General features: G+C 46.1%; 22 protein-coding genes and 2 pseudogenes. 16 read left to right on the top strand and 8 right to left on the bottom strand.

Going from position 1 to position 24,941, the window contains the following annotated elements:
* The first annotated feature begins 55 nt into the window (after positions 1 to 55).
* Positions 56 to 469: a hypothetical protein gene (locus QUA74_RS13100; protein WP_333329212.1), complete on the top strand. Its 414-nt coding sequence runs from the start codon at positions 56 to 58 to the stop codon at positions 467 to 469.
* Positions 470 to 601: 132 nt separating this feature from the next.
* Here the strand turns inward: QUA74_RS13100 and QUA74_RS13095 are convergent, their stop codons facing one another.
* Positions 602 to 1,141, bottom strand: coding sequence for a cyclic nucleotide-binding domain-containing protein (locus QUA74_RS13095; protein ID WP_333329209.1), 540 nt, complete (start codon positions 1,139 to 1,141; stop codon positions 602 to 604).
* A gap of 148 nt (positions 1,142 to 1,289) precedes the next feature.
* Here QUA74_RS13095 and QUA74_RS13090 point away from each other — a divergent pair, with 148 nt between their 5' ends.
* The 13 genes and pseudogenes from QUA74_RS13090 to QUA74_RS13030 all read left to right on the top strand — a co-directional run.
* On the top strand, positions 1,290 to 1,568 hold the full coding sequence (locus QUA74_RS13090) for a hypothetical protein (protein WP_333329206.1): 279 nt from the start codon (positions 1,290 to 1,292) through the stop codon (positions 1,566 to 1,568).
* A 231-nt stretch (positions 1,569 to 1,799) separates the two neighbouring features.
* On the top strand, positions 1,800 to 2,909 hold the full coding sequence (locus QUA74_RS13085; RefSeq protein WP_333329203.1) for a hypothetical protein: 1,110 nt from the start codon (positions 1,800 to 1,802) through the stop codon (positions 2,907 to 2,909).
* Positions 2,910 to 3,235: 326 nt separating this feature from the next.
* Positions 3,236 to 3,499, top strand: a complete 264-nt coding sequence (locus QUA74_RS13080; protein ID WP_333025420.1) for a hypothetical protein — start codon at positions 3,236 to 3,238, stop codon at positions 3,497 to 3,499.
* Positions 3,500 to 3,964: a type II toxin-antitoxin system VapC family toxin gene (locus QUA74_RS13075; protein ID WP_333329199.1), complete on the top strand. Its 465-nt coding sequence runs from the start codon at positions 3,500 to 3,502 to the stop codon at positions 3,962 to 3,964.
* 104 nt (positions 3,965 to 4,068) lie between these two features.
* Positions 4,069 to 4,344 carry a hypothetical protein gene (locus tag QUA74_RS13070; RefSeq protein ID WP_333173825.1) on the top strand — a complete coding sequence of 92 codons (276 nt, stop codon included), beginning with the start codon at positions 4,069 to 4,071 and terminating at the stop codon, positions 4,342 to 4,344.
* Positions 4,337 to 4,678 carry a type II toxin-antitoxin system PemK/MazF family toxin gene (locus tag QUA74_RS13065; protein ID WP_333329196.1) on the top strand — a complete coding sequence of 114 codons (342 nt, stop codon included), beginning with the start codon at positions 4,337 to 4,339 and terminating at the stop codon, positions 4,676 to 4,678. Before QUA74_RS13070 ends, QUA74_RS13065 begins: the two co-directional genes overlap by 8 nt.
* 64 nt (positions 4,679 to 4,742) lie before the next feature.
* Positions 4,743 to 7,862 (top strand): AAA family ATPase, encoded by a 3,120-nt coding sequence (locus QUA74_RS13060; RefSeq protein ID WP_333329193.1) that lies wholly within the window; start codon positions 4,743 to 4,745, stop codon positions 7,860 to 7,862.
* A gap of 369 nt (positions 7,863 to 8,231) precedes the next feature.
* The gene (locus tag QUA74_RS13055; RefSeq protein ID WP_333329190.1) at positions 8,232 to 11,540 is read left to right on the top strand and encodes a PAS domain S-box protein; all 3,309 of its coding nucleotides are present in this window, start codon (positions 8,232 to 8,234) and stop codon (positions 11,538 to 11,540) included.
* 159 nt (positions 11,541 to 11,699) lie between these two features.
* Positions 11,700 to 13,574 (top strand): adenylate/guanylate cyclase domain-containing protein, encoded by a 1,875-nt coding sequence (locus QUA74_RS13050; RefSeq protein WP_333329188.1) that lies wholly within the window; start codon positions 11,700 to 11,702, stop codon positions 13,572 to 13,574.
* Positions 13,575 to 13,695: 121 nt separating this feature from the next.
* Positions 13,696 to 14,016, top strand: a pseudogene (locus QUA74_RS13045) (Uma2 family endonuclease); the annotation flags it as partial.
* A gap of 60 nt (positions 14,017 to 14,076) precedes the next feature.
* Positions 14,077 to 14,286: a helix-turn-helix domain-containing protein gene (locus tag QUA74_RS13040; protein ID WP_333329185.1), complete on the top strand. Its 210-nt coding sequence runs from the start codon at positions 14,077 to 14,079 to the stop codon at positions 14,284 to 14,286.
* Positions 14,287 to 15,168, top strand: a complete 882-nt coding sequence (locus QUA74_RS13035; RefSeq protein WP_333329182.1) for an RNA-guided endonuclease TnpB family protein — start codon at positions 14,287 to 14,289, stop codon at positions 15,166 to 15,168.
* A 110-nt stretch (positions 15,169 to 15,278) separates the two neighbouring features.
* Positions 15,279 to 15,567 (top strand): annotated as a pseudogene (locus QUA74_RS13030) (Uma2 family endonuclease); the annotation flags it as partial.
* Positions 15,568 to 15,576: 9 nt separating this feature from the next.
* On the opposite strand, the gene QUA74_RS13025 reads toward QUA74_RS13030, so the two are convergent.
* From QUA74_RS13025 to QUA74_RS13015, 3 genes are all read right to left on the bottom strand, one after another.
* Positions 15,577 to 16,344, bottom strand: coding sequence for a YebC/PmpR family DNA-binding transcriptional regulator (locus tag QUA74_RS13025; RefSeq protein ID WP_333329179.1), 768 nt, complete (start codon positions 16,342 to 16,344; stop codon positions 15,577 to 15,579).
* Positions 16,345 to 16,489: 145 nt separating this feature from the next.
* A complete protein-coding gene (locus QUA74_RS13020) occupies positions 16,490 to 17,128 on the bottom strand; it encodes a histidine phosphatase family protein (RefSeq protein ID WP_333329176.1) in 639 nt (212 codons plus the stop codon).
* Positions 17,129 to 17,302: 174 nt separating this feature from the next.
* The gene (locus tag QUA74_RS13015) at positions 17,303 to 18,433 is read right to left on the bottom strand and encodes an endonuclease NucS domain-containing protein (protein WP_333329174.1); all 1,131 of its coding nucleotides are present in this window, start codon (positions 18,431 to 18,433) and stop codon (positions 17,303 to 17,305) included.
* Between the two features lie 182 nt (positions 18,434 to 18,615).
* On the opposite strand from QUA74_RS13015, the gene QUA74_RS13010 reads away from it, so the two are divergent.
* Positions 18,616 to 18,972, top strand: a complete 357-nt coding sequence (locus QUA74_RS13010) for a DUF4864 domain-containing protein (RefSeq protein WP_333329171.1) — start codon at positions 18,616 to 18,618, stop codon at positions 18,970 to 18,972.
* A gap of 7 nt (positions 18,973 to 18,979) precedes the next feature.
* On the opposite strand, the gene QUA74_RS13005 is transcribed toward QUA74_RS13010, so the two are convergent.
* Positions 18,980 to 19,681, bottom strand: a complete 702-nt coding sequence (locus QUA74_RS13005; protein ID WP_333329168.1) for a class I SAM-dependent methyltransferase — start codon at positions 19,679 to 19,681, stop codon at positions 18,980 to 18,982.
* Positions 19,682 to 20,014: 333 nt separating this feature from the next.
* Between QUA74_RS13005 and QUA74_RS13000 the strand changes: the two genes are divergently transcribed.
* Positions 20,015 to 21,877, top strand: a complete 1,863-nt coding sequence (locus tag QUA74_RS13000; protein WP_333329165.1) for a polysaccharide biosynthesis/export family protein — start codon at positions 20,015 to 20,017, stop codon at positions 21,875 to 21,877.
* Between the two features lie 367 nt (positions 21,878 to 22,244).
* Here the strand turns inward: QUA74_RS13000 and larE are convergent, their stop codons facing one another.
* The 3 genes from larE to QUA74_RS12985 form a co-directional block, all read right to left on the bottom strand.
* Positions 22,245 to 23,072, bottom strand: coding sequence for an ATP-dependent sacrificial sulfur transferase LarE (gene larE, locus QUA74_RS12995; RefSeq protein WP_333329162.1), 828 nt, complete (start codon positions 23,070 to 23,072; stop codon positions 22,245 to 22,247).
* A gap of 135 nt (positions 23,073 to 23,207) precedes the next feature.
* Positions 23,208 to 23,987: a Uma2 family endonuclease gene (locus QUA74_RS12990; RefSeq protein WP_333329159.1), complete on the bottom strand. Its 780-nt coding sequence runs from the start codon at positions 23,985 to 23,987 to the stop codon at positions 23,208 to 23,210.
* Positions 23,988 to 24,110: 123 nt separating this feature from the next.
* Complete coding sequence (locus QUA74_RS12985; protein WP_006631021.1) at positions 24,111 to 24,884, bottom strand: ABC transporter permease; 774 nt, start codon at positions 24,882 to 24,884, stop codon at positions 24,111 to 24,113.
* Between the last annotated feature and the right edge of the window lie 57 nt (positions 24,885 to 24,941).

Genomic DNA, 24,941 nt, shown 5'->3' with positions numbered 1-24,941 from the left:
CAGTCACCAGTTAACAGTCAACAGTCAACAGTCAACAGTCAACAATTCGCAATTTATGAACAATCCGATTATTTGGCTGCACGGCGACTGCTTGAGTCCTGAAGGCCCGGCTTTTCAAGCGCACCCAGAGGCACCGGCCATCTGGGTTTGGGATGATGCACTCATTGATGAATGGCAGTTGAGTCTCAAACGAATGGTGTTTATTTACGAATGTTTGCTGGAGTTGCCGGTAGTTATTCGGCGGGGCGATGTGGCTGCGGAAGTTATCGCTTTTGCGATCGAATCCGGCGCAAATCAAGTGGTAACTGCGGAAAGTCCCAGTCCTCGGTTTCAGGATATTTGCCAGCAAATTAAGCGATCGCACCCAGTAGAAGTTTTGCCGCCAGAACCCTTTGTCCGCTACGATGGCTACATTGATTTAAAGCGTTTTTCCCGCTACTGGCGCGTCGCTGAAAAATATGTTTTCTAATGGGGAATTGGGAATTGGTAATTGGAAATAGGTGTTCTTTTCTCTTCTTCCTTCTTCCCTCTTCCTTCTTCCTGAAATCCGTTACATCCGTTACATCCGTTACAGAATCCGTTGCCGAACTTCCCTCTTCCTTCAACTCCCCTTCAAACGCTGCAACAGCCATTGAAATCTAGATTCAGCCAAATCTGGATTTTCGACATTTCGCGGGATGGCGCGCTCGTCGTCGGGATCTTGATATATTAAATAATCAGTATCATCCCCGAAACGTTTGACTGTACCCCGCAGTCTCGACGACAGGAATTTGGTAATCGCCCGATAAAACCGCAGGGAAAAAAGCACGTCTTGCTCTAGTTTTTCAGTTAGCAGCCGCCTCGGAATTGATAGGATGAGGCACTCTTCAATTGCTGTGACGCTAGCAGAAGGAAGCCTCCCGTCTACAAAAGACATTTCGCCCAACACTTCCCCAGCAATAATTTTTCCAATTTCTTTGTCGCCCAAAGATGATACAGCAACGCTCAAAGTTCCCTCCAGAACTATGTACAGGGCGTCTAAGGGCTTACCTTCGGTGATCAGGGTTGTGCCGGGGAGGACTTGGGTGCGGGTTCCGTTGGCGAGCATCCAATCGATGTCGCGATCGCTCAATTCGCCTAATATGACTAGAACTTTGCTCATAAAGTCAGGTTGAGATCAGATAATTTGTATTTTTTTACTTGTTTAGTTGCGTGCTGTTGTTAGATGGTCAGACCCTGAGCGAAAGCGAAGGCTAAACTTTACAAATAGAACACTAAATTTTACACAATTTTCATAATGTTCAGTAATTTTGACACGATCGACCCACAAATATTTCTCGAATCGGTGGTATTATTCTACATTAATTGTCATGGACTGTGCAGCAGCCGATCGCGTTGTTTTAACTGCACTTGCTTTGGACTGCGGGGCTGCCAAAACTGTGTTGAAAGCTTGTTGTCTCTTGGTTTCGAGCTGGTGCGCCCTCAAAAACCGGATTTTTCCGGCATGGCTGCGAGTGCAGCGCCCCCAAGTACAGTATTGTAGAATGCAAGCCAGACGCGCGATCGATTCCTCAATTAAACAGGATTAAGGATGAAATCACCCCTAGGATTGATTTTTAGCCGATCGATAGGTAAATTTAAATTAGCCTCTAAACCCGCCGTCAGTTCTTAAATCTAATCAGCTTGAGAGTTGACTCTTCAACGGTAGAATGCCAATCTAGGAACAACACAACTCATATTTGTGTCTTTTTTGAGCAAAGCTCTCGACTAGCGCCCTCAAACACTTACACTTTTAACACACCCTTCATTGAGGAGTTTCTATGAATAGTCTATTTTCCAAGTCTACTTTCGCGTTAATAAATCTTGCAGCTTTAGCTGTTTGTTGCAGCACCCTGTCAGCGAAAGCTGAAACTGGCAACTTGCCGGATATCGGTACAACTGCAACAATCGCAGCTCAAAATATTGACCAAATTTCTGAGCCGACGGCAACTTCAGCAGTTAAGCCCGACGCAGAAACAACCGCTAGTAATACAAAAATTGATTCAATCAGTTGGAGCCAACTAACAGAAACGGCAGAGCCAGCAGCCTCTGAAACGGCAGCCAACTTGCAAGTATCTATTGCTGCACCAGAAAAATCAGAAGCAGCAACATCTGAAATTGCTGAGACAGAAACAGCGCCAAATACCTCCATTGCTGCTGAGACCCAAAAGTCGGAAGAAACCGCTAAAATTGCTGATAATAGCGTCAAAGTGCAGTCCACTGTCGAGAATGCCAAAAAGAGCGATCGACCTACCTCAATTGTTGCCCAGAGCAATAATCTGGAAGTAACAGCAACGAAGGAAGAAAAAGAAGTCAAAACAGCAGAAGAATTGTTGAGCAATCCTGTCAGCACTTCCGCCTCAGCTTTGACAAACCAACCGAAAGTTGCTGAAAAACCGGCAACTGTCTCGGAACCAACTGAAAAAGTGGCTCAAGGAACTCAAATCCGACCAGGCAGAGCAACTCGTTCCGGGCCCAGCTACATCGGCATTGGTGGCAATCTAGGTTTTGGCGGAGATTCAGCTTTAGGCGACGGTTCATTTGCCATTATTAGCAAAATCGGTTTGACAAACAATTTGTCGGTGAGGCCGACTGTTTTGTTCCAGGACGACTTAGCTTTTCTAGTTCCCGTTACCTTCGATTTTGTATCTCAAAATACCGTCGAAGTCACCGAGGATTTTGTGATTACTGCTGCTCCTTATGCAGGTGCTGGCGTGATAATTTCTACCGGGGATGACGGTACTTTGGGCTTCCTGATTTCGGGGGGTGTAGATGTGCCGCTGACGAGAAATTTTACAGCAACAGCGGGACTGAATGTTGGTTTTGTAGACGGAGCTGAAGTGGGATTGTTAGTCGGTGTCGGCTATACGTTCCCGAATATTGCCCGGTAGTGTTGCTGTTTGAGCAAACGCAGGACAAATAAATAGGCGCGGGGTTGGCTGTAGGAATACAGTCAACCCTTTTTGATGATGGAAAATCTGCCAATGCGATCATCGATGTAGGGTGCGCCATAAGCACAGACCGATAATGTAGGGTTTGAAATCTTCGTAGAAACCCGGTTTCTTTACTCGTCCTGGACGCACAATCCCGATAGATGAAGGATAATAGGTCGTTTCAGCCATCAATCTAAGTCCAGAAAGCCGGAATATTCGTGACAGCGTGCAAGTCTGATAGTTGTATAATAGACACACTAGCCAAGCGTAAAAAGTAGAATCCTATGCCGCAGGGAATTTTCAACAAAATCCTCAATCAGCTTGACACTCTGGAACTGCTAGAACTACAGCAACTAGAGCGCGCTATAGGGATATATCTGGCCCAGAAAGAACAAACTGCTCAACGGACAAAATTGCACCAAGCGCTGTTAACTTCTGGTTTAGTAAAAAAAATCAAGCATTCTTCTGGGAGTCAGCAAACAGAACGGCGACTAATTCAGGTACAGGGCAAGCCTGTTTCTGAGACAATTATTGAGGAACGCCGCTAGATGACAATTTATTTTGTAGATAGCAGTGCGCTGGTCAAACGCTACATTAATGAAATAGGTTCGGCATGGGTTTTGAGTTTGTGCGATCCTGCACTTAACAACGATATATTGATTGCTGCTATTACAAGTGTTGAAATTGTTGCTGCAATTACCAGAAGGTCGCGCGGCAGAAGTATCAATGCGACCGATGCTACAGCAGCGTGCAATCAGTTCAGGAGTGACCTACAACCTGATACTCAGATTGTAGAATTCACCGAAAGCATTATTAACTCTGCAATGGCATTAGCTGAAACCTACGGATTGCGAGGCTATGATGCTGTGCAGCTAGCAACAGGCTGTGGCATAAATAACCTTTGCACAGCTAACAGTTTGCCTGCGATGACTTTTGTATCTGCTGACGGGGAGCTGAATGCAGCAGCAACAAGTGAGGGTTTGATAGTTGAAAATCCCAACAACTACCCGTAAGGTCGCAAGCCCGTACAGTAAAAACCGCACAAATCTGGTTTGTTGCCGAGTATCGGGATGCTCCCGGATCGATCGTACTTTCTCACCAACCACCCGAAAAAACCGTGACCAAAACAGAAATCTTAGCAGCCCTCAAAAATCTGACAGCAGAAGAACGCCTAGAAATCATCGAAACAGCTTCGCGGATGATGCGCGAAGAAATAGAAGAAAAAGCCCAGCGCAAAGTTGAGAGAAAGCGGAGACTCAGAGCCGCAGCAGAAGCAGCGGTTCCTTTGTATGAACCAGGAGGGCCGCTGCACGATTTGTGGTCGCCCGACAGCGAACCGTATTTCGATTCAGAGGAAGAATACCTGAACGCAGGGGTAAAAACTAATGCGTAAGGGCGCAATTTGGCTTGTCAGACTAGATCCAACGGTGGGAGATGAAATCGGCAAAACTAGACCAGTTGTGGTTGTCAGCGATGATGAAGTGGGAAATTTGCGGCTCAAAGTAATTGTTCCAATTACAGCATGGAACGATCTTTTTTCCCCGCTTGATTGGATGGTGCAGCTCGAACCGACATCAGAAAATGGCTTGGCCAAACTCTCCGCCGCCGATACTTTTCAAGTCCGTTCCGTCTCGCAACAAAGATTTGTCCGACAACTCGGAACCCTGTCCGAGACAATTAGGGAAGAAATTGCAGAAGCACTGACAATTGTTCTTGATCTGGATTGAATAACTAGGCAACAGCGTACAAATAGTGTTATTTATAGATAGATTGTATGGCGCGATGGCCTAAATGATTCCTATACAACTTACACTCAAAAATTTTCTCAGCTATCGCGAAGCTGCTTTAGACTTTCGCGGCCTGCACACCGCTTGCATTTGCGGGCCTAACGGTGCTGGCAAATCCTCCCTCTTAGAAGCCATATGCTGGACACTTTGGGGCTGTTGCCGCAGCGATACGGAAGACGATATCATCCACATCGGCGAAACTGATGTGCGCGTTGATTTCACTTTCTCCACCGGGGGCCAAATCTACCGCGTGATTCGCAACCGCCGACGCGGACAATCGGGAAGTTTGGAATTTCAAGTCAGCTTGAATTCTGCCGAGAGTGAGGAAAAACTTAATTTTCGCACGCTCACAGACAAAGGTCTGAGAACAACTCAGCAAAAAATCCTCGAACACATCAAACTAGATTACGATACTTTCATCAACTCGGCGTATTTGCGGCAGGGGCGAGCTGATGAATTTATGCTCAAAAAGCCGATCGAACGCAAACAAGTTTTAGCCAACCTGCTCAAACTAGATCAATACGATACTTTATCCGAACAAGCCAAGGATACGTCCAAACAATTTAAAGCTCAAGTCGATCAACTTAAACAGAGTTTGCAAACCTTACAAGAGCAACTGCAACAAAAAGAGACGATCGCCTCCGAACAAACTCAATTGCAGCAAGCAACCGATTTGCTTCAGCAGCAGCAGCAAGCCGACACAACCGACTTGCAGCAACTGCAACTCCAGCACCACAACCGCCAAACCTGGCAAAAACTCCTCGCCGGCCACCAGCAACAGCACTACAATATCACTCAAGAATGCCGCCGCTTGCAGCAAGAACTCAGCGCAGCCAAACAGCAGCAAAATGAGCTGCAAGCCCTCCTTGTTCAAGAAAATGAAATAACAAAAGGCATCGCGTATTTCCACAGCTTGCAAGCCACAGAAGAAACTCTGGCTGGCAAATTTAAAGCTAACCAACAAGCCCAAAATCAGCGTCAGCAATTGCAAGAACAGCAGCGGCAAGAACTGAGCTTTTTGCAAAGCAAAATTCAGCAGTTGCAAGCTCAATTAGAGGTTTTAGAACAAGATGAAAAAGATGTTCTGGACATTCTCAAACAGCAGCCGGAGGTTGACAAAGGACTCGCACAGTTGCAAGCAGTTCGATCGCGCCTCAACGAACTAGAGCAACTGCAACTGCAAGTTTCGCCGCTGCTACAACAGCAGCAGCAAAAGCAACAAAAGCTCGATCGCGCCCGCGCCGGTTTAACCGCCCGCTTAGACGAAATCAACCGACAGGTGCAAGTTCAGCAGCAGCAGCGACAGCCACAATTACAGCAGGAAATCTCGGCCATCGCCAATCAAATTTTGCAGTTGGAAAACAAGCGAGTTTATCAGCAGCGAGTCCGCGAAAAAGGCCAAGAAAGGCACGACTTTCTAGGAAACCTGCAAGCTAAAAGCCGCGACTATCAAACCAGACTCGCCGAGATCGACCAAAAACTGCAACTGCTGCGGAAACATGAAGGAGAAAAAACCGCAGGCGAAGGTAAAGCCTCGAATTTTGCAGAAAACGAGCCATCGAATTCGCCTTTAATGGTGCGGGATGCAAATTTTGGCAATTGTCCTTTGTGCGATCGACCTTTAGACGAACACTACTGGAATTTGGTAGTCACAAAACACCACTCCCAACAGCAGGAAATCTGGAACCAACTGTGGGTTGTGCGCGAACAGTTGGCCGTCTCCGAGCGCGAAATTCAAGTCCTCAGACATGAATACCGAGAACTAGAAGAGGAATTAGCGCCCTACCAAGAATTGCGGGAACGCCGCAGCCATTTGCAAGCACAATTAGATGGACTAAGCCAAGACGAAAACCGGCTGCAAACTATGCGTCAAGACGCGGAGGAAATCGAGCGGTTGCTGCGTAGCGGCGAGTATGCAGCCGATGACTTGGGCGAACTCCAGCAAATCGAACAGCAACTGCAACACCTCAATTACAGCGATAGTAGCCACTCCCTCGCCCGCAGCGATGAAAAGCGCTTGCGGTGGGCGGAAATTAAGCAAGCTCAAATCAAAGACGCTCAGCAGAAACGGAATAAAATTAATGCCCGCCGCCCGGATTTGCAAACTCAATTAGCCTCCGTACAACAACAGTTAGAACAGCAAAAAAATAGCTCGGAAATACAGCAGCAAATTCTGTCTTTAGATAGATACATTGCCGAAATTGGCTATAATTTGGAACAGCACGAACACGTCCGCAGCGAAATGCGCCGATCGCAGTTTTGGATTGCCCGCGCCGAAAAATTGCGATCGGCAACTGTGCAGTACCCGCAGGTGCAGCAGCGCGTTAATGAAATAGCCAATTCCATCGCAGTGCGCGATCGAGATTTGCAAGCTGTCAGCGCTCAAACTTCCGCGATGAACCAGCAATTGCAAGAACATCCCGATCCCACAGCTCGCATCAGTGCGATCGAACAGCAAATGGGTCGCCGCCGCCAGCAGCTAGACCAACATTTGGGAAGTCTCGGACGCCTCCAGCAGCAGCAGCAAAATCTGGAAAATCTCCAAGTTCAGCTAGTAGCTCAAAAAGAGCAAATGCAAGTTGCTAAACGCCAGCAGCGAGTTTATCAAGAGTTGGGCCAAGCATTTGGTAAAAACGGCATTCAAGCTTTAATGATTGAAAATGTTTTGCCTCAACTCGAAGCTGAAACCAATCAGATATTGTCGAGATTGAGCGCCAATCAATTGCACGTTCAATTTATTACTCAGCGGGCTGCTGCTTCTAAAAAAGCAACTAAATTGATTGACACTTTAGACATTTTAATTGCTGATGCTCGCGGTACTCGCGCCTACGAAACTTACTCGGGCGGTGAAGCTTTTCGGATTAATTTTGCGATTCGGCTGGCGCTGGCTAGACTGCTGTCTCAGCGGGCGGGCACGGCTTTGCAAATGTTGATTATTGATGAGGGCTTCGGAACTCAGGATGCGGAAGGGTGCGATCGGCTGATTGCTGCAATTAATGCGATCGCCTCCGACTTCGCCTGCATCCTCACCGTTACCCATATGCCCCACCTGAAAGAAGCTTTTCAAGCCAGGATTGAAGTAAGCAAAACTTCTCAGGGTTCTTGCATTAGCTTGTCAATTTAAAAGGGTTGACGAGCCGGATGGAAGGAAAAGAAGAAAAAAAGTTGAAAATATCAGTATTTTCACCTTCTGTTTTCTTGCTGCCTTCGGTATTTTCCCCTTCTGTTTTCTGGATAAGTGCCTAATGCCTTCGGTTGTACTACTTTCAAACCAGAAGGCAACTGTATGCCCGGCCCCAAACCATAATGGAATCAGTCATTGCCAATCTAAAACCTAAAATGGTATTAGTCGTCTCCCCCGTCGGCTTTTTTGGGCTGCTGGCTTTTTTAACAAGGCTCAATTAAGAATAAAATTATACAATAAGAATGGCTCAAGCTATTTATAATTTTTTATTGTTCTGTCCGCTCCCAAGGAGTTTGGATATTGCCACCGATGACAACAGACTCTTTCCACCTGTCTCTCCTAGAGCGGGCGATCGCAGCGTCGAGCAACAGCATCCTCATCGCCGATGCTACCAAGCCTGACACACCTATTATCTACTGCAATCCTGCTTTTGAGAAACTGACTGGTTACAGCGCCCAAGAAGTTATTGGACGCAACTGCCGATTTTTGCAGGGCCCCGATACCGATCAGGCCGAATTAAACAAACTCCGCAGCAGTTTACGATCGGGAACGGAAATTCAGGTAGTTCTCAAAAATTATCGCAAAGACAAAACTCCTTTTTGGAACGAATTAATCGTTTCCCCCATCCTAGACAACGAGGGAAAATTAACTCATTTTATCGGAGTTCAGAACGATATTAGTAAAAGAGTAGCAGCCGAAACAGCCCTGCAAGAAAGCGAAGAAAGATTGCGGGCGATCGCCACTGTGACTCCCGTTCCCATGTCAATTACACGCCTAGAAGACAGCGTTATTTTGTATGCCAATCCTGCCCTAGGGGAAAGTTTAGGTTTGAGTCCCGAACAACTTATCGGACGCAAAAAAATTGAACTTTATGCCAATATCAATGACCGCCGTCAATTGATAGAATTAGTCAAACAAAACGGCTTTAGCGACAGCGAACAAATCTGCCTTAGGAAAGCAAACGGCAGTTTGTTTTGGGTGAAAATGTCGATGCGTTCGATTAATTTTAACGGCGAAGCAGCAATTTTATCGGCATTTTACGATATTACCGATCGCGTAGAAGCAGAAACAGCATTACGGCAAAGCGAAGCGAGGTTTCAAAAACTAGCCGCCAACGTTCCCGGAATGATTTATCAATTTCAGTTAGCAGCAGACGGTACTGTGTCATTCCCCTACGTCAGTTCCGGCTGCCGCGAACTCTGGGAATTAGAACCTCTTGTACTCCAAAACTCAGCTATTCCCGCGATCGAAATGATTCATCCAGACGATGCGCCAAGCTTCCAGGAATCTCTTGCTATCTCAGCTAAAACTTTAGAACCTTGGCGGTGGGAAGGCAGATTTGTTTTTCCCGGCGATCGGATGAAGTGGATTAGCGGGGCTTCGCGACCAGAACCGGGCGAAAAAGATGACATTATTTGGGACGGCTTGTTGATTGACATTAGCGATCGCAAACTTGCAGAATCAGCACTGCGGCAAAGCGAAGCCAGATTTCAAAAAATGGCCGCCAACGTGCCGGGAATGATTTATCAATACTTGCTGCATCCCGACGGTTCCGATGAATTCATTTATGCCAGTTCAGGCTGTTGGGAACTCTACGAATTAGAGCCAGAAAAAATTCAAGAAAACTCCGGTTTAATGTGGTCAATGGTGCATCCAGAAGACCTAACAGCCATGTTAGAATCAGTCGCAATTTCCGGCGAAACTTTAAAACCTTGGATATATGAAGGGCGGATCGTAACCGGATCGGGAAAACTGAAATGGATTCGTGGCATCGCCCGCCCCGAACTTCAAGCGGGCGGGAATATACTGTGGGAGGGGGTGACAATCGACATCAGCGATCGCAAGCTAGCAGAAATCGCCCTCAGCGAGTCAAAAATCGCCCTGCAACAAGCCAATCAAGAGCTGGAAAAGCGCGTCTTAGAACGCACGGAAGCCTTGGAAACATCCCAAAAAATGCTGTGGTTGGTAATCAATAACATCCCTCAGTTAATCGCCTGGAAAGATCGAGATTTAGTTTATTTGGGAGGTAACAAAAACTTTGCCAAAGTCGCAGGTTTCAATCACCCCAGTGAAATCGCCGGTCTCACCGACTTCGATATGCCCTGGAAGCCGGAAGAAACAGAATTTTTTCGAGCCTGCGACCGCCGCATCATGGCAACCAACACCCCAGAATATCACATCATAGAATCCAAAATGCAAGCCGACGGCACCCAGTGCTGTCTGGATACCAATAAAATACCTTTACACGACAATTCCGGCAATGTTGTCGGCATTTTGTCTACCTTTGAAGACATCACCGATAGGCTTTCCCTAGCAGCTAAAGTCCGGGCTAGTGAGGAACTATTTCGCACAATTTTTGAAGATGCACCCATCGCTATCTACTTAGCTAATTTAGACGATAACAAGTTAGTGCGAGTCAATAAAACTTATTGCGAAATGCTGGGATATACCGCAGCAGAATTGCTCGCCCAAACATTTATAGAACTTGGGCATCCCGACGATTATCCAAAAAATATCCAAGTTGCTGATTCTCTTGAACGGGGAGAAATTACTCACTATCAAATCGAACTCCGCCAGATTACCGCTACAGGTAAAATTGTTTGGGTAAATGTGACAGCTACTTTGATCCGAGACGGCGAAGGAAAACCTATTTACAACTTAGGGATGATTGAAAATATCACGAACCGCAAAATTTCCGCCGCCGCCCTCCAAGCTTCCGAATCTCAATTAAGAAAACAAGCCGCCCAATTGCAAGAAGCCTACGAACAACTACAAAACGCTCAAATCCAATTAGTTCAATCCGAAAAAATGTCGAGTCTCGGTCAGATGGTGGCTGGCATCGCCCACGAAATCAACAATCCCGCAACTTTTATTAACGGCAATATTTCTCACACTTACAACTATTTTAATGATTTAATAGAACTCTTAAGTCTCTACCAGGAATGCTACCCGTCCCCAGTGCCTCAGATTGCTGAAAAAGTTAAGGACTTAGAGTTAGATTTTCTGAAGGAAGATTTGCCAAAAATGTTAAAATCCATGAGAGTAGGAGTAGAAAGAATCAGTAAGATTGTGTTGTCGCTGCGGAACTTTTCGCGACTGGATGAATCAGAAATGAAGTTGGTAGACGTTCATGAAGGAATTGACAGTACACTGTTAATCTTGCAGCACAGATTGCATCAGGCCAGTATAAAAAGCAGGATTGAAATTATTAAAGAATACGGAAAAATATCAAAAATTTACTGTTGTGCGGGTCAGTTAAACCAGGTATTTCTCAATATTATCAGCAATGCGATCGACGCTCTAGAAAACCAACCGCAACCTCGGACGATCGTGATTCGCACCCTCATCAAAAAAGCCGGGTTGAAAAATCATAGTAATAGCAAGCTCAGTCAGTGCGATCGCATTGTAATTTGCATCGCCGACAGTGGCCCGGGAATGAGCGAAGACGTTCGCAAGCGGCTATTTGACCCGTTCTTCACCACCAAGCCCGTAGGCTCTGGAACTGGCTTAGGATTATCCATCAGCCATCAGATTGTGGTAGAAAAACATAAGGGAAGCCTGCGGTGCATCTCAGCGCCCGGACAGGGAGCGGAATTCTGGATTGAAATCCCCTGCTGAGCGATAGTCCATTAATCTAAAAGTTTCAAGATATAACTTTTAATTCCCAATTGCCGTCGGTGCTTGAGTTATCAGGGTTTTGAATTAACCGCACTCAGAGGCCGGAACCAATCGCACTCAGCGGTGTGCTAATCTGCTGCCCTTATTCGCTAGGCAATTATGCTGAAAAAACTACCTTTATCCTGGTCTCGCTACATTCCAGCCGGGTTGACGCTGGCTTTGGGTGTCGGGCTGTCGCTTCTGACTTTTACCGTGGTTTGGGACTGGGAAGACAACCGCCGCGACTACGAAATGCACCGCCGCATTGACGATATTTCGATCGGCATCGAACGCCAGCTCAACTCCGACTTAGATACTGTTCTCGCCCTCAGCGACTACATGAAAGCCTTCAACGCCGTCGAGCGTTCCTCTTTTGCCCGGTTTGTCGCCCGGCCCCTATCCGTCCACCCCAGCCTGCAACTCCTGGCTTGGGCCCCCCGCGTCCCCAATTCCCAGCGGCCCAACTACGAAACCAAAGCTAGAACCGAAACCGACCCCAGCTTCGAGATTACAGAGCGCGGCCCGCGAGGAGAACTCCGCAAGGCCCTCCAGCGTTCCGAATATTTCCCGGCTTTCTACGTCGAACCCCCAGCCGGAAACGAGACTGTATTAGGCTTTGACCTCGCCTCCCACCCAGAAATCCGCGCCGCGCTCGATCGAGGACGTGATACAGGAGAAATGATTGTCACCAACTACATCGGCCTAACTCAGGGCAATTCCCCGGAACAGGGTCTTTTGGCCATAGTTCCGATTTACGAAAACAGCAGTAAACCGACTACCCTCGAATCCCGTCGCCAACTGCTACAAGGATTTGTTCTGGGCGTATTTCGAGGCAAAGATATTTTCCAAACCTCTTTAAAAGGACGCAATACCGACTACCTCAATATTTATCTCGTTAGCGAGGCTCCAGACAAGCAAGAAGCACCGTCGCTGTTACCGCAAACGGGGAACCCGGTTCTCAAAAATCTGCCTGGTAACGGACAAATTCAGCAATTTGCGGTGCAGTTCCAATCCGCCAGCCAACAAGTGCTTCCAGCATCAGCCGCTGCGGATCGATCCCTCATGCAAAACTGCCCGATTCTTGACAATCCAGGCCCGAACTATACAGCTTGCAGAAGGCGGCTGAAAATTAGCGGCCGCCAGTGGTCTATGTACGTGTCGGCAACGCCGGAAATTCGCAGGATTCGCAAGCACTGGCGCTCTTGGGGAACTCTGACGATGGGGATGCTGTGGACTCTGATTCCGGTGACATATATGCTGACATCTTTGAGCCGCGCCGCCCAAATCGAAAAGCTAGCCGGAGAAAGAATTCGCCAAGCCGAACAGTTGCAGGCTGCTTACCTACAGTTGGAACTCGAACAAGCTAAATCCGAGCAACTGCTGCTGAACGTTTTGCCGGCAGCGATCGCCCTGCGTTTGAAGGACAATGAACACAATATCGCCGAAAGTTTTGCGGAAGTGACTGTGATGTTTGCCGACATTGTGGGGTTTACAGAGCTTTCGTCGAGAATTTCAGCGACGGCAGTGGTGGAAGTGCTCAACGATATTTTTTCGGCTTTTGACCACTTGGCCGATCGCCACGGTTTGGAGAAAATTAAGACTATTGGTGACGCTTACATGGTTGTCGGCGGTTTGCCTACGGCCAGAGAGGATCACGCCGAGGCGGTTGCGAACATGGCGATCGATATGTTGCATGAAATTAGGCTCCTCAGTTTAGAACATTCGGAACCTTTCAGCATTCGGATCGGGATTAGCAGTGGCCCTGTCGTTGCCGGCGTTATCGGCTTAAAAAAGTTTATTTACGACCTCTGGGGCGACACAGTAAATATTGCTTCGCGCATGGAATCCCACGGGATTACCGGCTGCATTCAAGTCACCGCCGAAACCTACGAGATATTAAAAGATAAATATACTTTTCAGAAGCGCGGCGCCATTCAAATCAAGGGCAAGGGATACATGGTTACTTATTTGCTTACTGGGAAAAAAGATTATTGACACCGCCCAAAAACGGATACAAGCCTCCGACTCCCCGATCGACTAAGACTTTCTATCGCAAAGCTAAAATAGTGTAAGCTCAAGGTATTTTATCACCCCTGCACCAAAAAAAGGAAAAACCATGACGACGCTGCTAATTCAAACCGAAAGCGTCCCAATGACGGTCAATTTCCCTGCGTTCCAATCGATGACTGTTGAACAGTTCTATGAATTCTGTCTAGTTAATCGCGATTTGAGAATTGAGCGTACAGCCAGTGGGGAAGTTATCATTATGTCACCAGCTTTTTCAGATACAGGGAACCGCAACATTAAAATTGCTCAGCAACTTGCGAACTGGGCAGAACAAGATGGCACAGGTGAAGCGTTTGACTCCAGTGCAGGCTTTACCTTGCCAAATGGAGCAACCAGATCCCCCGATGCCTCATGGATTAAACTAGAGCAAAACTTAAGTGCCAAATAGTTTGCTAAACTTATTCACAGTTAATCACCGAGAGGAAGTTTCATGTTTGCTGTCAAGCGGGCGCTCAAATTAAATAACAAGGAAGCGACGTTAATGGCGAAACACGCAGGATTTAGGCGCGTAGTTTTCAATTTTGGGTTGAGCCTGCGAACTCAAATGTACAGTGAGGGGAAATTTACCGACTCGAAGGTACTCAAAGAAGTCAAGAAGGTTCTCACCAATCACGTCAAGAAAACGTCTGAATTTGCTTGAATGAACCAGTTGTCTAGCCGAGTTTATCAAAACGCTTTGATTGACTTAAAAGATGCTTTTAGTCGATATCGTTCAGGGAAAGCAGGTCATCCGAAGTTCGCCAGCCGCCGAGACGGTCAATCTTTTACGGTTGATTCATCTAACGGTAAAGTTTTGTTAGTCGCTGGTAGCACTATCAAGATTCCTACGTTGGGAACTTTTCGACTTTTTGAGCCGTTAGAATGTGGTTTTATTTCTCAAACTTTTACGGTTTCAAAAGAAGGGAATCGCTGGTTTGTTTCCTTTTGTGTTGATGCAGAGCGCCTGCCCGGTGGGCAGTCTGAAGGTTCTGTGGGAATTGATGTCGGCATCAAGTATGTGGCCACGCTATCAACCCAACAGAGTTTTGATGCACCAAAGCCGCTAAAGCAAGCGAAAACCAAGCTTGCTACTTTACAGCGCAAAGCATCTAAACAGGTAAAAGGCTCTCGAAATCAGCGCAAAACCTACAACAAAATTAGTCAGCTCCATGCACGAGTCGCTCGTATTCGCTTAGACTTCCTTCACAAGTTAACAACTTACCTAGCTAAAACTTTCAAGCTAATTAAGATTGAGAACTTGAATGTTCAAGGAATGATGGCGAATCATAAGTTAGCTGGAGCAATATCTGACCTTGGATTTTACGAATTCAAACGTCAGCTCGACTACAAATGCCAAATGTATGGAGCTAGTTTAGTGCTAGTAGACCAGTGGTTCCCTAGTACGAAAACTTGCTCAAATTGTGGCACAAAAAAAGATATGCCACTAAGCGTTCGGACTTTTGACTGTCCTACTTGTGGCATATCTTTGGATCGGGATTTTAACGCAAGTTTGAATATTTTAAATTGGGAACCCTCGGCTTGAGGGGAATAGCCTACTTATCTTGGGATTAGCCGTCTACCCAATAGCGTAGGAAGTGAACTCGAATTGTGTCTAAAAATGAGTTTAGACAAGTTTAGATAAGTTTCACGAAGCAGCGCTGGAATGCCTTAACTGAAGAACAAAAAGCCTCCTTCGCACCGATTTGTCCTGACTTTGTGATTGAATTTCGGTCTGCTAGTGACACTCTCAAGGGATTGCAAAACAAGATGCAAGAATATGTTGAGAACGGTGTATCGCTCGGCTTTTTGGTCGATCGCAAAAACAGAAAAGTCTACATCTACCGTCCCCCATCGCGAACCTGAAATCTTAGATAATCCTGAAACAGTCAGCGCTGATCCAGAGTTACCGGGATTTGTCTTGCGGATGGCAAAAATCTGGTGATTTAGATCGTTAAACCATACTCAAAGACATCAATTCATCTGTCATTTCAAAATTCGCCGTCACACTTTGCACGTCGTCCAAATCTTCCAGTGCATCCATTAACTTAAGGAGCGATCGAGCTTTTTCAGGAGTGTCTATTTCCACTGTATTGCTCGGAATCCAGCGAGTTTCTGACTGCACAACAGCAAAACTTTTTTGTTTCAAAACATCAGCCAACTGTTCCAAATGAGCCACACTTGTAAATACCTCTGCACCTTCAGTATCCTCATCAATTAATATCAAATCATAAGATTCCGCAGCCGCCTCTAGTGACGCTTCAAACAATTGTTCCTCATCAATCGGGCCGCGTACAGTACAAACTCCTTTGTTGTCAAACATCCAGCCCACACAACCAGTTTCGCCCAGGTTGCCGCCATTTTTAGTAAAAGCTTCTCGCAAGTCAGCCGCCGTGCGGTTGCGATTGTCTGTCAGCGCTTCAATTAGAATAGCAACCCCGCCAACGCCGTAACCTTCGTAGCGAATAGCTTCTAATTCCGAACTTCCCCCGGCCAAGCCAGCACCTTTGGCGATCGCCCTTTCTATGTTTTCATTAGGAATATCCGCCGCCTTGGCTTTTTCAATAGCCGTCCGCAGTTGAAAATTGCCAGCGGGATCGGGAACTCCGCTGCGGGCCGCGACAATAATTTCGCGAGATATTCTAGCAAAAACCTTGCCTTTAACGGCATCAACCCTAGCTTTTTGGCGTTTAATATTCGCCCACTTACTGTGTCCTGCCATACCGATTTAAGATTTTCGATTTAAAATGTGCGATCGAGATTAAACAATAACACCCAGATTCGGACAAATCAGATTAACATAGGGTGCACCTCGGCGCACCTTACACACATAGCATAAAATGCGATTTTTCGCACGAATCTCAACTTTAATTAAACCGGATAACGGCTTCAGAGTCAGTCAGGTGAGAAGTATCGCCATTAAGTGCGATCGACCATTCTCCCTCACCCCGCACCACTTTCACCAAACAGCACAAAGAAGCGTTAATTTCCGTTTCAGCACCGCCCGCTAGCCCGATCGCAGTTCCTAAAACCGACGCACCGTGACCTACTAATAACATATCTTCGGGAAACTCAGCCGCGAGGCGTTTAGCCGTTTCCCCCGCCCTTTTGAAACAAGCTTCCACGGTTTCGGGATAATTAGCAATACCGCCTTTGTAGGAAGCATCAATCCTGGGAAAACGCCGGCACAAAGCTTCGACGGACTCAGTTTCTGGCATTTCTGTCATCCATTCCGGATTCAGCCATTCGCACAGTCCCCACTCTAGTTTAATTGACAAACCGAGAGCTTCTGCCGCGTGATTTGCTGTTTGGACTGTTCGCAGAAAAGGGGAAGCAAAAATATGAGAAATTCCTTCACCTTTGAGGCGATTTGCGAGTTGTTTAGCTTGAATGTGACCGTCTTCGGAAAGGTGGGGATCGTAGCGGTGTTCTGCGGTGAGAAACCAGTCGGGGTTAACGAAGTCGATGCGGTTTCCGTGTCGTGCGATCCAGACTGTTTGTGGCATGAGTTGGTTTGAGGTTGGCTTCTAGGTGTAATATTATATCAAAGTTTGTTAATTTGATTTGTTGCGAAGCTATTGATGAGATTTTTTTTAACCGGAGATGCACGCTGATAGACGCAGATGGATAGTGGATTGGGTAAGGGGTGATGGGGTGCGATCGTATTTGTTAATTCTTCCTTAGAGTTTTACCAATCTTGATTCTAAAGCTAAATTAACTATTCTTTCTAAAGAAGTGGATTCGTCACTTTTTCCAATAATCTTAAAATAGTATGTTAGGGACATCGCTAATGGCGAACCGTGACGGTAGTTTCGTCCATACTTGCTCACATAAGATGCCAAATTCTTCATAACATAATTCTCTCTGTATGCTGGATCATTCAAAAATTTCTCCCTAGCACCTAATGCCCTATAGGAGGTATCAGGCATTAACTTAGCTGAAGGAGAAACTCTACCTAGTTTGTACTCATCCTCATTAACCATTATGCCAATTCCCTTCCGAATATAACCTGTATCTGTGACTATTTCCCAATTCGTCCAAATTCTCATTCTAGCTAGGATTTTATTATTGTTGTATCCTCTGGGAAGTGGGAGCCATAAAAACATTGCAGGGCTATTTCGTCTTGCATCAAATCTAAATTCAGCAATCAATTTATTTTTGCCGAAACCATACTTAATACTACTAGAGTCAGTAAGTTCCTTGACCCGTCTATCACAGCCTAGAATCTGTCGGCGAACGCTCAAAACTCCTTCGCGTTCAGTTTGATTACATTCTTGGATAAATCTTAAAAGCAACCTTGGCGGTTCAGATAGAGTTTCGTTTCTGTATTGTTCTTGATATGTAATCTCTACTCGTGCAATATGTTCGGCATCTACATCTTTAAAGTGTAAATATAAATTTTTCCCGTCAGGAACGATCGCAAATTGCAAAAACTGAAAAAATAGCCCGTGATACTTCCTGTCTGTAAAATTATCTCTGTGAAATTTGGGCGCAATTGCTATTAAGCAAACGGGCTGAGCGTAATCCACACGATCGCCAAAAGGTTTGTGTTCCAACAAAGCATCGTAATAACGGGTTAACTGCTGAACGACATATCTGTCTTCGCCGTTTTTCAACTCCAGCACAACTAACCGTTTATTCTCGTCCACCGCTATAATATCGCATCTTTGCTCGTTGACAGTGAATTGCCGCTTGATGACTGTCAAACCGAGCAAACTTTGCAACTGAACTTCGACAAAATCCTCTAACGCTTCTTCATTTGCAAATTCCCACCCCGACCCTGTTTTCCTCAATGCGGCGCTGCTTAGCATTTTGACAATTCTTAAATTCTTTAACCAATTTTACCACTAATGTCTGCAGCCCGCCGGGAGTTTAAATAAACCCCGATCGCCCTGACAGCTTCCCAGCCATCCCGCCACAAAATCGCCTTTAAGTGGGAGCGCTATAATAGTAACTATTCGACACTCCCATCTCTTGACAAATCATTAAAAATATGCTCATCAGTGAAAGCGATCGCGCTACCATTCGCTCAGTCGTAGAACAGCAACTGCAAGCATTTCAAAAAGATGATGCTGCTGGGGCTTTTGCCTTCGCTAGTCCCGGAATTCAGCAGCAGTTTCGCACAGCAGAAAACTTTATGCACATGGTAAAAATTGCCTATGAAGCTGTCTACCGTCCGCGATCGGTATTATTTGAAAACCTCACCACTGTAGAAGGAATTCCCGCTCAGCCGGTGCTGTTGCTGGACTCGGAAGGCATCCCCATCCGAGCCATTTATCTCATGGAAAAACAGTTTGATAATAGTTGGCGAATTAATGGCTGTTATTTGGTTTCCCTACCCGAAGAATAAGTTATACTTACTTTTCTGCGGAGCTTTTTTTGCTAATTCGCAGCATCTTATTCCCACCTTTTTGAAACTCATAAGGAGCCTCTTGAATTTCTACACTAAAATTTCTCTTTTTCAATTCGGCGACGATCGGGCTTAAGTGATCGGATTCCTCCCCGCTAAAACTCTGCAATAGAGGGAATACCCGGACTTCCTTTGCAACCCGACACATTTCTGTAATTGCTTCCAGATGAAATTCTTCCGAAAGCAGGTGAGAATAAGCAAATAAGAAATGGCTGCACAAAGCTAAATCGAATTGACCGTTCTCGAAAGGCAAAACTGGCAGCTCAGCATTCAGGTAGCGGCCTTGCTGCAAGCCTGATGGAAAATCTTCTAAAAATTCCTGCATCGCCTTCATTCGCACTTCGCCTAGCTGGTAGGGCGATTCAAAATTATTCCACAGGTAGCCGTCTAAATTGGCTTTAACACCGTCAATCACAGTTTGATATGTTTCTTGGATGCGATCGCCAATTTCCACCGCAGTAAACTGATAAACTGGATCGCAAGAAATTACCTTTTTACCTTGGCGAGTCATTTCGGCATTGAAACTCGCTGGGCCGCCCGCACAATCAATAATTGCTAGTTTGAGGTCACTTGAGGTCAAGCTAAACATTCCTATGTATTCATCCAAGCAGCGTCCCCAGGGAATTACTTTATCCAATTTTAGTGACACTTGTCTTTGTCCTGCAGAGAGAATTATTTAACATTTTACCTCAAATCAGGGTGGTTTTTTCCTATCTCCTTTCTGTGGCGGGTTGATTTGTATCGCGAGTTATGTATGAAAAATTTTGCTCAAACGAGATCCTAATCCTGAGAACAGTGGGCGGGCTTTACACTTTCTTTACAAACAAGGGGCAAAATAGTTAAGTACGATCGCACAATTTTTATGCTTGCACCTGTGGATTTTGCAGCGCAGCGAAGCTACACTGGACAGCAGGGAAAATAAACTAAAATCCACTAGCTAAATTGCTCTTGTTCATTGGCAGGCTGCAACCAGGGAAGAAAGATGAAACATACCATTCAAACCGCTACAAGTCTGAGTTTGTCAGCACTCCTGGTGCTATTGAGTTCGCTGCCCGGTAGAGCTCAGTTACCTGCCGTCAGAACTCCTGCGCCCGCTAGGAACCCAAACCAACCGAGAGTACCGCCGCCACCTCCGGGTTCGAGTTTGCCACCGATCGGCAATTCTGGTTCGCTGACACCAGAAGCAGCTTATACTTTAGGCCCGGGCGATCGCATTGCTTTAGATATCTTCGGCGTCCCTGAATTCAGCAGAGAATATCAAGTGTTAGTTGACGGGACGCTCAATTTGCCAATCATTCGCAGCGTCTCAATTCAAGGGTTGACGCTGCAACAAGCCGCTAACGTGATTACCCAGCGATACGAACCCTTCATCAATGTTCCCGTTGTTACCGTGACTGTGATCGTCGCTCGCCCCCTAAATATAGGTCTTGCGGGTGAAGTTACTCGCCCGGGTTCCTACAAGATTAATCCCACTAGAGAAGGAGGAGGAGTAAAATTCCCGACTTTGATGGAAATGCTGCAACTTGCACAAGGGGTGACATCAGCAGGAGATATGCGAAATGTCCAAATTCGCCGTTCCCGCAGAGGCGGGCCGGAGCAAGTTACTAATGTTGATTTGCAGGATTTTTTAGACACGGGAAATTTGCGTCAAGATGTCACCATTCGAGATGGAGATACAATTTTTGTACCGACAGCAAGGGCCCTGAATACTCAAGAAGTTCGTCAAAGAGCCAGTGCTAATTTTTCCGCTGATATTACTAAACCAATTGGCGTGGTAATTGTCGGGGAAGTAAACCGGCCGGGGCCTTATACTGTATTTGCTTCGGATGTGCGATCGAGCAACCAACAAACAGAGTTGAGTTTTGTATCTATCGACCAACAGCAAGGAGCAGTTGTGGGCTTACCAACAATAACTAGAGCACTGAAAATTGCTGGTGGTATCACTACAGAAGCTGACATTCGCCGCGTGCAAATCCGCCGCCGAGTCAGAGGTGGCAATGAACAAACTATCATGGTAAATCTGTGGGATTTGCTGCAAAAAGGCGACGCAACTCAAGATATTTTGCTGCAAGAAGGGGATAGCGTAATTATCCCCACAGCAGCTACTGTAGACTTAGCTGAAGTTTCTCAAGTCGCAAATAGCAGTTTTTCGCCGAACGCGATTAGCATCAATATTGTAGGAGAAGTAATTAGGCCTGGGGCTTTGCAAGTTCGACCCAGTACATCCCTGCACCAAGCTTTACTGACGGCAGGCAGTTTCAATCAATTGCGGGCCAAAAAAGACAAGGTAGAACTATTGCGTTTGAACCCCAACGGTACTGTTTCTCGCCGCACGATCGAGGTGGATTTTGCTCAAGGGTTGAATCCTAATAATAACCCCACTCTCCGCAACGACGATGTGATTCTGGTAGCGCGATCGGGCTATGCTAGGGTAGGAGACAATATCAACAGTTTTTTGCAGCCAATAACAGGAGTTGCAAGTGGGATCAGCGCTGTTAGCGGCGTTTTTACTGGGTTTCAAGCAACTATCAACGCTTTTCAAAACTTATTTTTGGGAGGGGATTTCGAGCGGCGAAATCAGCTCAGACAGCTTCGCGAACAACGTCAAGACCGACAAGAGCAACGTGAAGACAGACTGCTAGAAAGAGAACTACAACGTGAAGATAGATTGCAGCAAGCAGAAGATAGAAGACTGGAACTTGAAGACAGAAGACTGCAACTTGAAGACAGACAGCGGCAAATAGATCTTGAGAATCGGCAAATTCAGATCCAGGAGCAGCAACTTCTGCTCCAGAATCAGCAGCAGCAAATGCAACCGCAGCAAATTCAGCCAGCTACTCCTTGATAAGACTCGGGCGTTGAAAGTTAGCCACCCTCTTTATGAATCGGCGGTTGAACCCGCTGCATAGAGTCCAACGAAGTCCGAGCAAAGGGGGACTAAGAAATAAAGGGGGTATTAAAACCGGATTTGCTATTACATGGCACATCCCAAATCTACGGCAAACATCCTAGGCGTTGCTGATTTACGGTATGAAACGTTAAATATGCCCGTCATAGAAACCAGTACCCACAAAGCTTTGGGATTTTAAAGTTATTTTTTTCATACCCTGATTAAGCAACGCCACTGTAAAGGTTCGATTGACATGGTTCCCCTTTGTCTATGTCCCAAACTACATCAATCATGAGAAATTTTTTGTATTCGGGAAAATTAATCAACCTTTTGCCTGCAACAACTGCGGCTGCAAAACCTGATTTAATTTGCCACTGCGAAACCCCTCCAAATCCAAAGTCGCGTACACAAAACCAAACTCCTGAAACACCGCCACCAATGCAGGCAAATCGGTATTTACCACAAACTCCTGAATCTCCTCCGCGGGTAACTCAATCCGCGCCGTATCTCCATCCGATCGCACTCGCAAATTTTTCAGTCCCAACTGTCGCAAATAGCGTTCCGCGCGCCCCACTCTTTGCAACTTTCCAACGGTGATTTCTTCGCCGTAAGGAAAGCGCGAACTCAAACAAGGTTGAGCCGGTTTGTCCCACCAAGGCAAACCCAATTCTTTGGCCAACTGCCGCACTTCCAATTTACTCATGCCTACTTCTGCTAAAGGCGATCGCGCGCCGCGTTCCTTCGCAGCCTGAATTCCGGGACGGTAATCCTTTAAATCGTCAGCATTAACCCCATCCACGACATAAGGATAACCCTTTGCTAGTGCTAGGGGTTTCAAAGTATCGTGCAGTTCGCTTTTGCAGAAATAGCAGCGGTTAACCGGGTTAGAAGTGTAATTGGGATTTGCCATTTCCTGAGTTTCTACTTCCTGGTGGGCAATGCCAATTTCTGCTGCTTGAATCCGCGCATCTTCTAAATCTTCTGGCAGTAAAGACGGCGAAACTGCCGTCACTGCCAAAGCGCGATCGCCCAGCACGTCAAAAGCAATTTTTGCCACCAAAGTGCTGTCAATTCCGCCAGAGTACGCAATCAGCGCCCGTTCCATCTGCGCGAAAATATCTTTTAATTGTTGGAGTTTTTCTATTAACATAAATTCACCTTTTTTTACCAACATATAAGTAAGAAAGTAAACTCAATAAAGAAGGGTGAAGAAAGCATATTTCGATCGGGTTTCCTTATTCCCTCGAACCTGTTCCTTTTTCCGACTTCCCTCGGACTTCTAATGCTATTCTGGATCGAGACCTAGGGCTGCCAATCGAGCCAAAAGTTCTTGATTTCGCTGTCTTTCTTGTTCCAGCAGCGTTTCGGCTAACTCTTTGTCTTGCTGTTGGCGATCCGCTCGCTGGCGTTCATTTTCTGCCCTTTCTTCCGGCCACAAAAGCAGTTCTCCGCCCACCGTCCACCAGCGCAGCCAATATCCTGTTCTACCTTCGCGAGTTCCCTGCCACACTCCCAAAAGTAGATTTAATCCAGGTATTAAATAACGACCGTTTTCATCAGGATTTTGATTGTCATAACGCTCTGATTCTAGGGCATAAACTTCTATTCTGCCTGTATGCGGTCGAAAAATGACATAGCGAGGAACTTTTACTACTTGTTCGTAAAAAAACCACTTGCCGATTTCTTCTGTGTGTTCGACAGAGTATTCATCGCCGTAAGTAGCTGATAGAAATTCCATCACTACAAAAGGCACTGTTCCTTCGGTATGAGGCGTGTAACTGCGGCGGGGATAGTTGTGAGGCCAAGGTTGAACCGGCTGCACGTACATCCAGTCTGGGGCTTTGCAAATAGTGCGATCGTCCACGGCAGCGCACAAAGCAAAATTAGAAACTATTAGTGCGTCTTGCATTAGTTCCGGGGAATCCACTACAGACTGGCGCAAACCGTTAGCTAGCAAGGGATGGTCTATATCGTCTACAGGGTCATCTGGTAGGATGAAATCATCGGGTAGCAGAGGCCAAGTAATCTTGAGCTGTGATATCGGTTTGTGAATTACAGCCGTCATAAGTCACCTCATTTTACTAATATAAATTTTAGTTTTAGTCGAGATTTCTGAGCGATCACCTCCTCTATATTTTAGCGCGATAATTTGATTTACTCAAGATTTTGAAAGTCCCGAAGGCGCGTTTTAAAATTCCCTACGGGAAAATATGGCGATCGCAATTGACAACAGCAGCACCACATACAGCAAACCGTAGCCAGCATCTGTAATCAAACCCGCTAAGTAAGGAACTTGTCCGTAAACAGCATCATTTCTCAAATTGAATCTGGCTAAATCCGGCAAAACCAGATAAAGTCCCATCATCAATTGTTCAAGGCCAGGATTTTTAGTTAACTTGCCCAAAGCCACTAAATCCCGCGTCGAATGTCCCATCAAATAAACGCCAAATGTCAGTAAAGTTGCCAACAGCGAACTGCTGAACACCCCAAATAAAATCCCGACACCAGCCATGAGACACAGCTCAAACCAGATGAATAGCGAAGCGATTAAAATGCTTCCCAAAGGGAAAGGAATGCGGCTCAAACTCAGAATAGCCAGATAGATAACAGTCATTGCTGCTACAAGCACCGCCAGCACCGCCGACAGCCCTAAGTGCTTGCCCACAATTAACTCAGCCCGACTTATCGGCTTAGCAACTAACAGGTAAACAGTGCGCTTTTCAATTTCTTTGTTGACCAATCCGGTAGCCACAAAAACTGTGGCAATTAGACCGAGAATGCTCATAGCAGCCAAACCGACATCTAAGATAATTTTCTTTTCGGTTGTCGCTGCCAATTCCGGTATCAACCGTACCGAGGCGCCCATCAACAGAGCAAAAATAATAATTAAGTAAAGGATGCGATCGCGAATTACTTCCCAAAATACATTGGTCGCGACTGTCAAGATTCTTCTCAAATTCATCTAGTTATTAACCCGCTGAAAACTTTCGCCATACTTTATTGTAATGAAGAAGGAAGA

The organism is Microcoleus sp. LAD1_D3 (assembly GCF_036702135.1).
Classification (GTDB): Bacteria; Cyanobacteriota; Cyanobacteriia; order Cyanobacteriales; family Microcoleaceae; genus Microcoleus.
Note: the sequence above shows the minus strand (reverse complement) of the source record. Positions and strands in the feature narration are given on the sequence as shown.

What these genes read in the sequence shown, in the direction of transcription:
- QUA74_RS13100 (WP_333329212.1), top strand. Translation starts at nt 56, where the DNA reads ATGAACAATCCGATTATTTGGCTGCACGGCGACTGCTTGAGTCCTGAA.
- QUA74_RS13095 (WP_333329209.1), bottom strand. Translation starts at nt 1,141, where the DNA reads ATGAGCAAAGTTCTAGTCATATTAGGCGAATTGAGCGATCGCGACATC.
- QUA74_RS13085 (WP_333329203.1), top strand. Translation starts at nt 1,800, where the DNA reads ATGAATAGTCTATTTTCCAAGTCTACTTTCGCGTTAATAAATCTTGCA.
- QUA74_RS13080 (WP_333025420.1), top strand. Translation starts at nt 3,236, where the DNA reads ATGCCGCAGGGAATTTTCAACAAAATCCTCAATCAGCTTGACACTCTG.
- QUA74_RS13075 (WP_333329199.1), top strand. Translation starts at nt 3,500, where the DNA reads ATGACAATTTATTTTGTAGATAGCAGTGCGCTGGTCAAACGCTACATT.
- QUA74_RS13065 (WP_333329196.1), top strand. Translation starts at nt 4,337, where the DNA reads ATGCGTAAGGGCGCAATTTGGCTTGTCAGACTAGATCCAACGGTGGGA.
- QUA74_RS13060 (WP_333329193.1), top strand. Translation starts at nt 4,743, where the DNA reads ATGATTCCTATACAACTTACACTCAAAAATTTTCTCAGCTATCGCGAA.
- QUA74_RS13055 (WP_333329190.1), top strand. Translation starts at nt 8,232, where the DNA reads ATGACAACAGACTCTTTCCACCTGTCTCTCCTAGAGCGGGCGATCGCA.
- QUA74_RS13050 (WP_333329188.1), top strand. Translation starts at nt 11,700, where the DNA reads ATGCTGAAAAAACTACCTTTATCCTGGTCTCGCTACATTCCAGCCGGG.
- QUA74_RS13040 (WP_333329185.1), top strand. Translation starts at nt 14,077, where the DNA reads ATGTTTGCTGTCAAGCGGGCGCTCAAATTAAATAACAAGGAAGCGACG.
- QUA74_RS13035 (WP_333329182.1), top strand. Translation starts at nt 14,287, where the DNA reads ATGAACCAGTTGTCTAGCCGAGTTTATCAAAACGCTTTGATTGACTTA.
- QUA74_RS13025 (WP_333329179.1), bottom strand. Translation starts at nt 16,344, where the DNA reads ATGGCAGGACACAGTAAGTGGGCGAATATTAAACGCCAAAAAGCTAGG.
- QUA74_RS13020 (WP_333329176.1), bottom strand. Translation starts at nt 17,128, where the DNA reads ATGCCACAAACAGTCTGGATCGCACGACACGGAAACCGCATCGACTTC.
- QUA74_RS13015 (WP_333329174.1), bottom strand. Translation starts at nt 18,433, where the DNA reads ATGCTAAGCAGCGCCGCATTGAGGAAAACAGGGTCGGGGTGGGAATTT.
- QUA74_RS13010 (WP_333329171.1), top strand. Translation starts at nt 18,616, where the DNA reads ATGCTCATCAGTGAAAGCGATCGCGCTACCATTCGCTCAGTCGTAGAA.
- QUA74_RS13000 (WP_333329165.1), top strand. Translation starts at nt 20,015, where the DNA reads ATGAAACATACCATTCAAACCGCTACAAGTCTGAGTTTGTCAGCACTC.
- larE (WP_333329162.1), bottom strand. Translation starts at nt 23,072, where the DNA reads ATGTTAATAGAAAAACTCCAACAATTAAAAGATATTTTCGCGCAGATG.
- QUA74_RS12990 (WP_333329159.1), bottom strand. Translation starts at nt 23,987, where the DNA reads ATGACGGCTGTAATTCACAAACCGATATCACAGCTCAAGATTACTTGG.
- QUA74_RS12985 (WP_006631021.1), bottom strand. Translation starts at nt 24,884, where the DNA reads ATGAATTTGAGAAGAATCTTGACAGTCGCGACCAATGTATTTTGGGAA.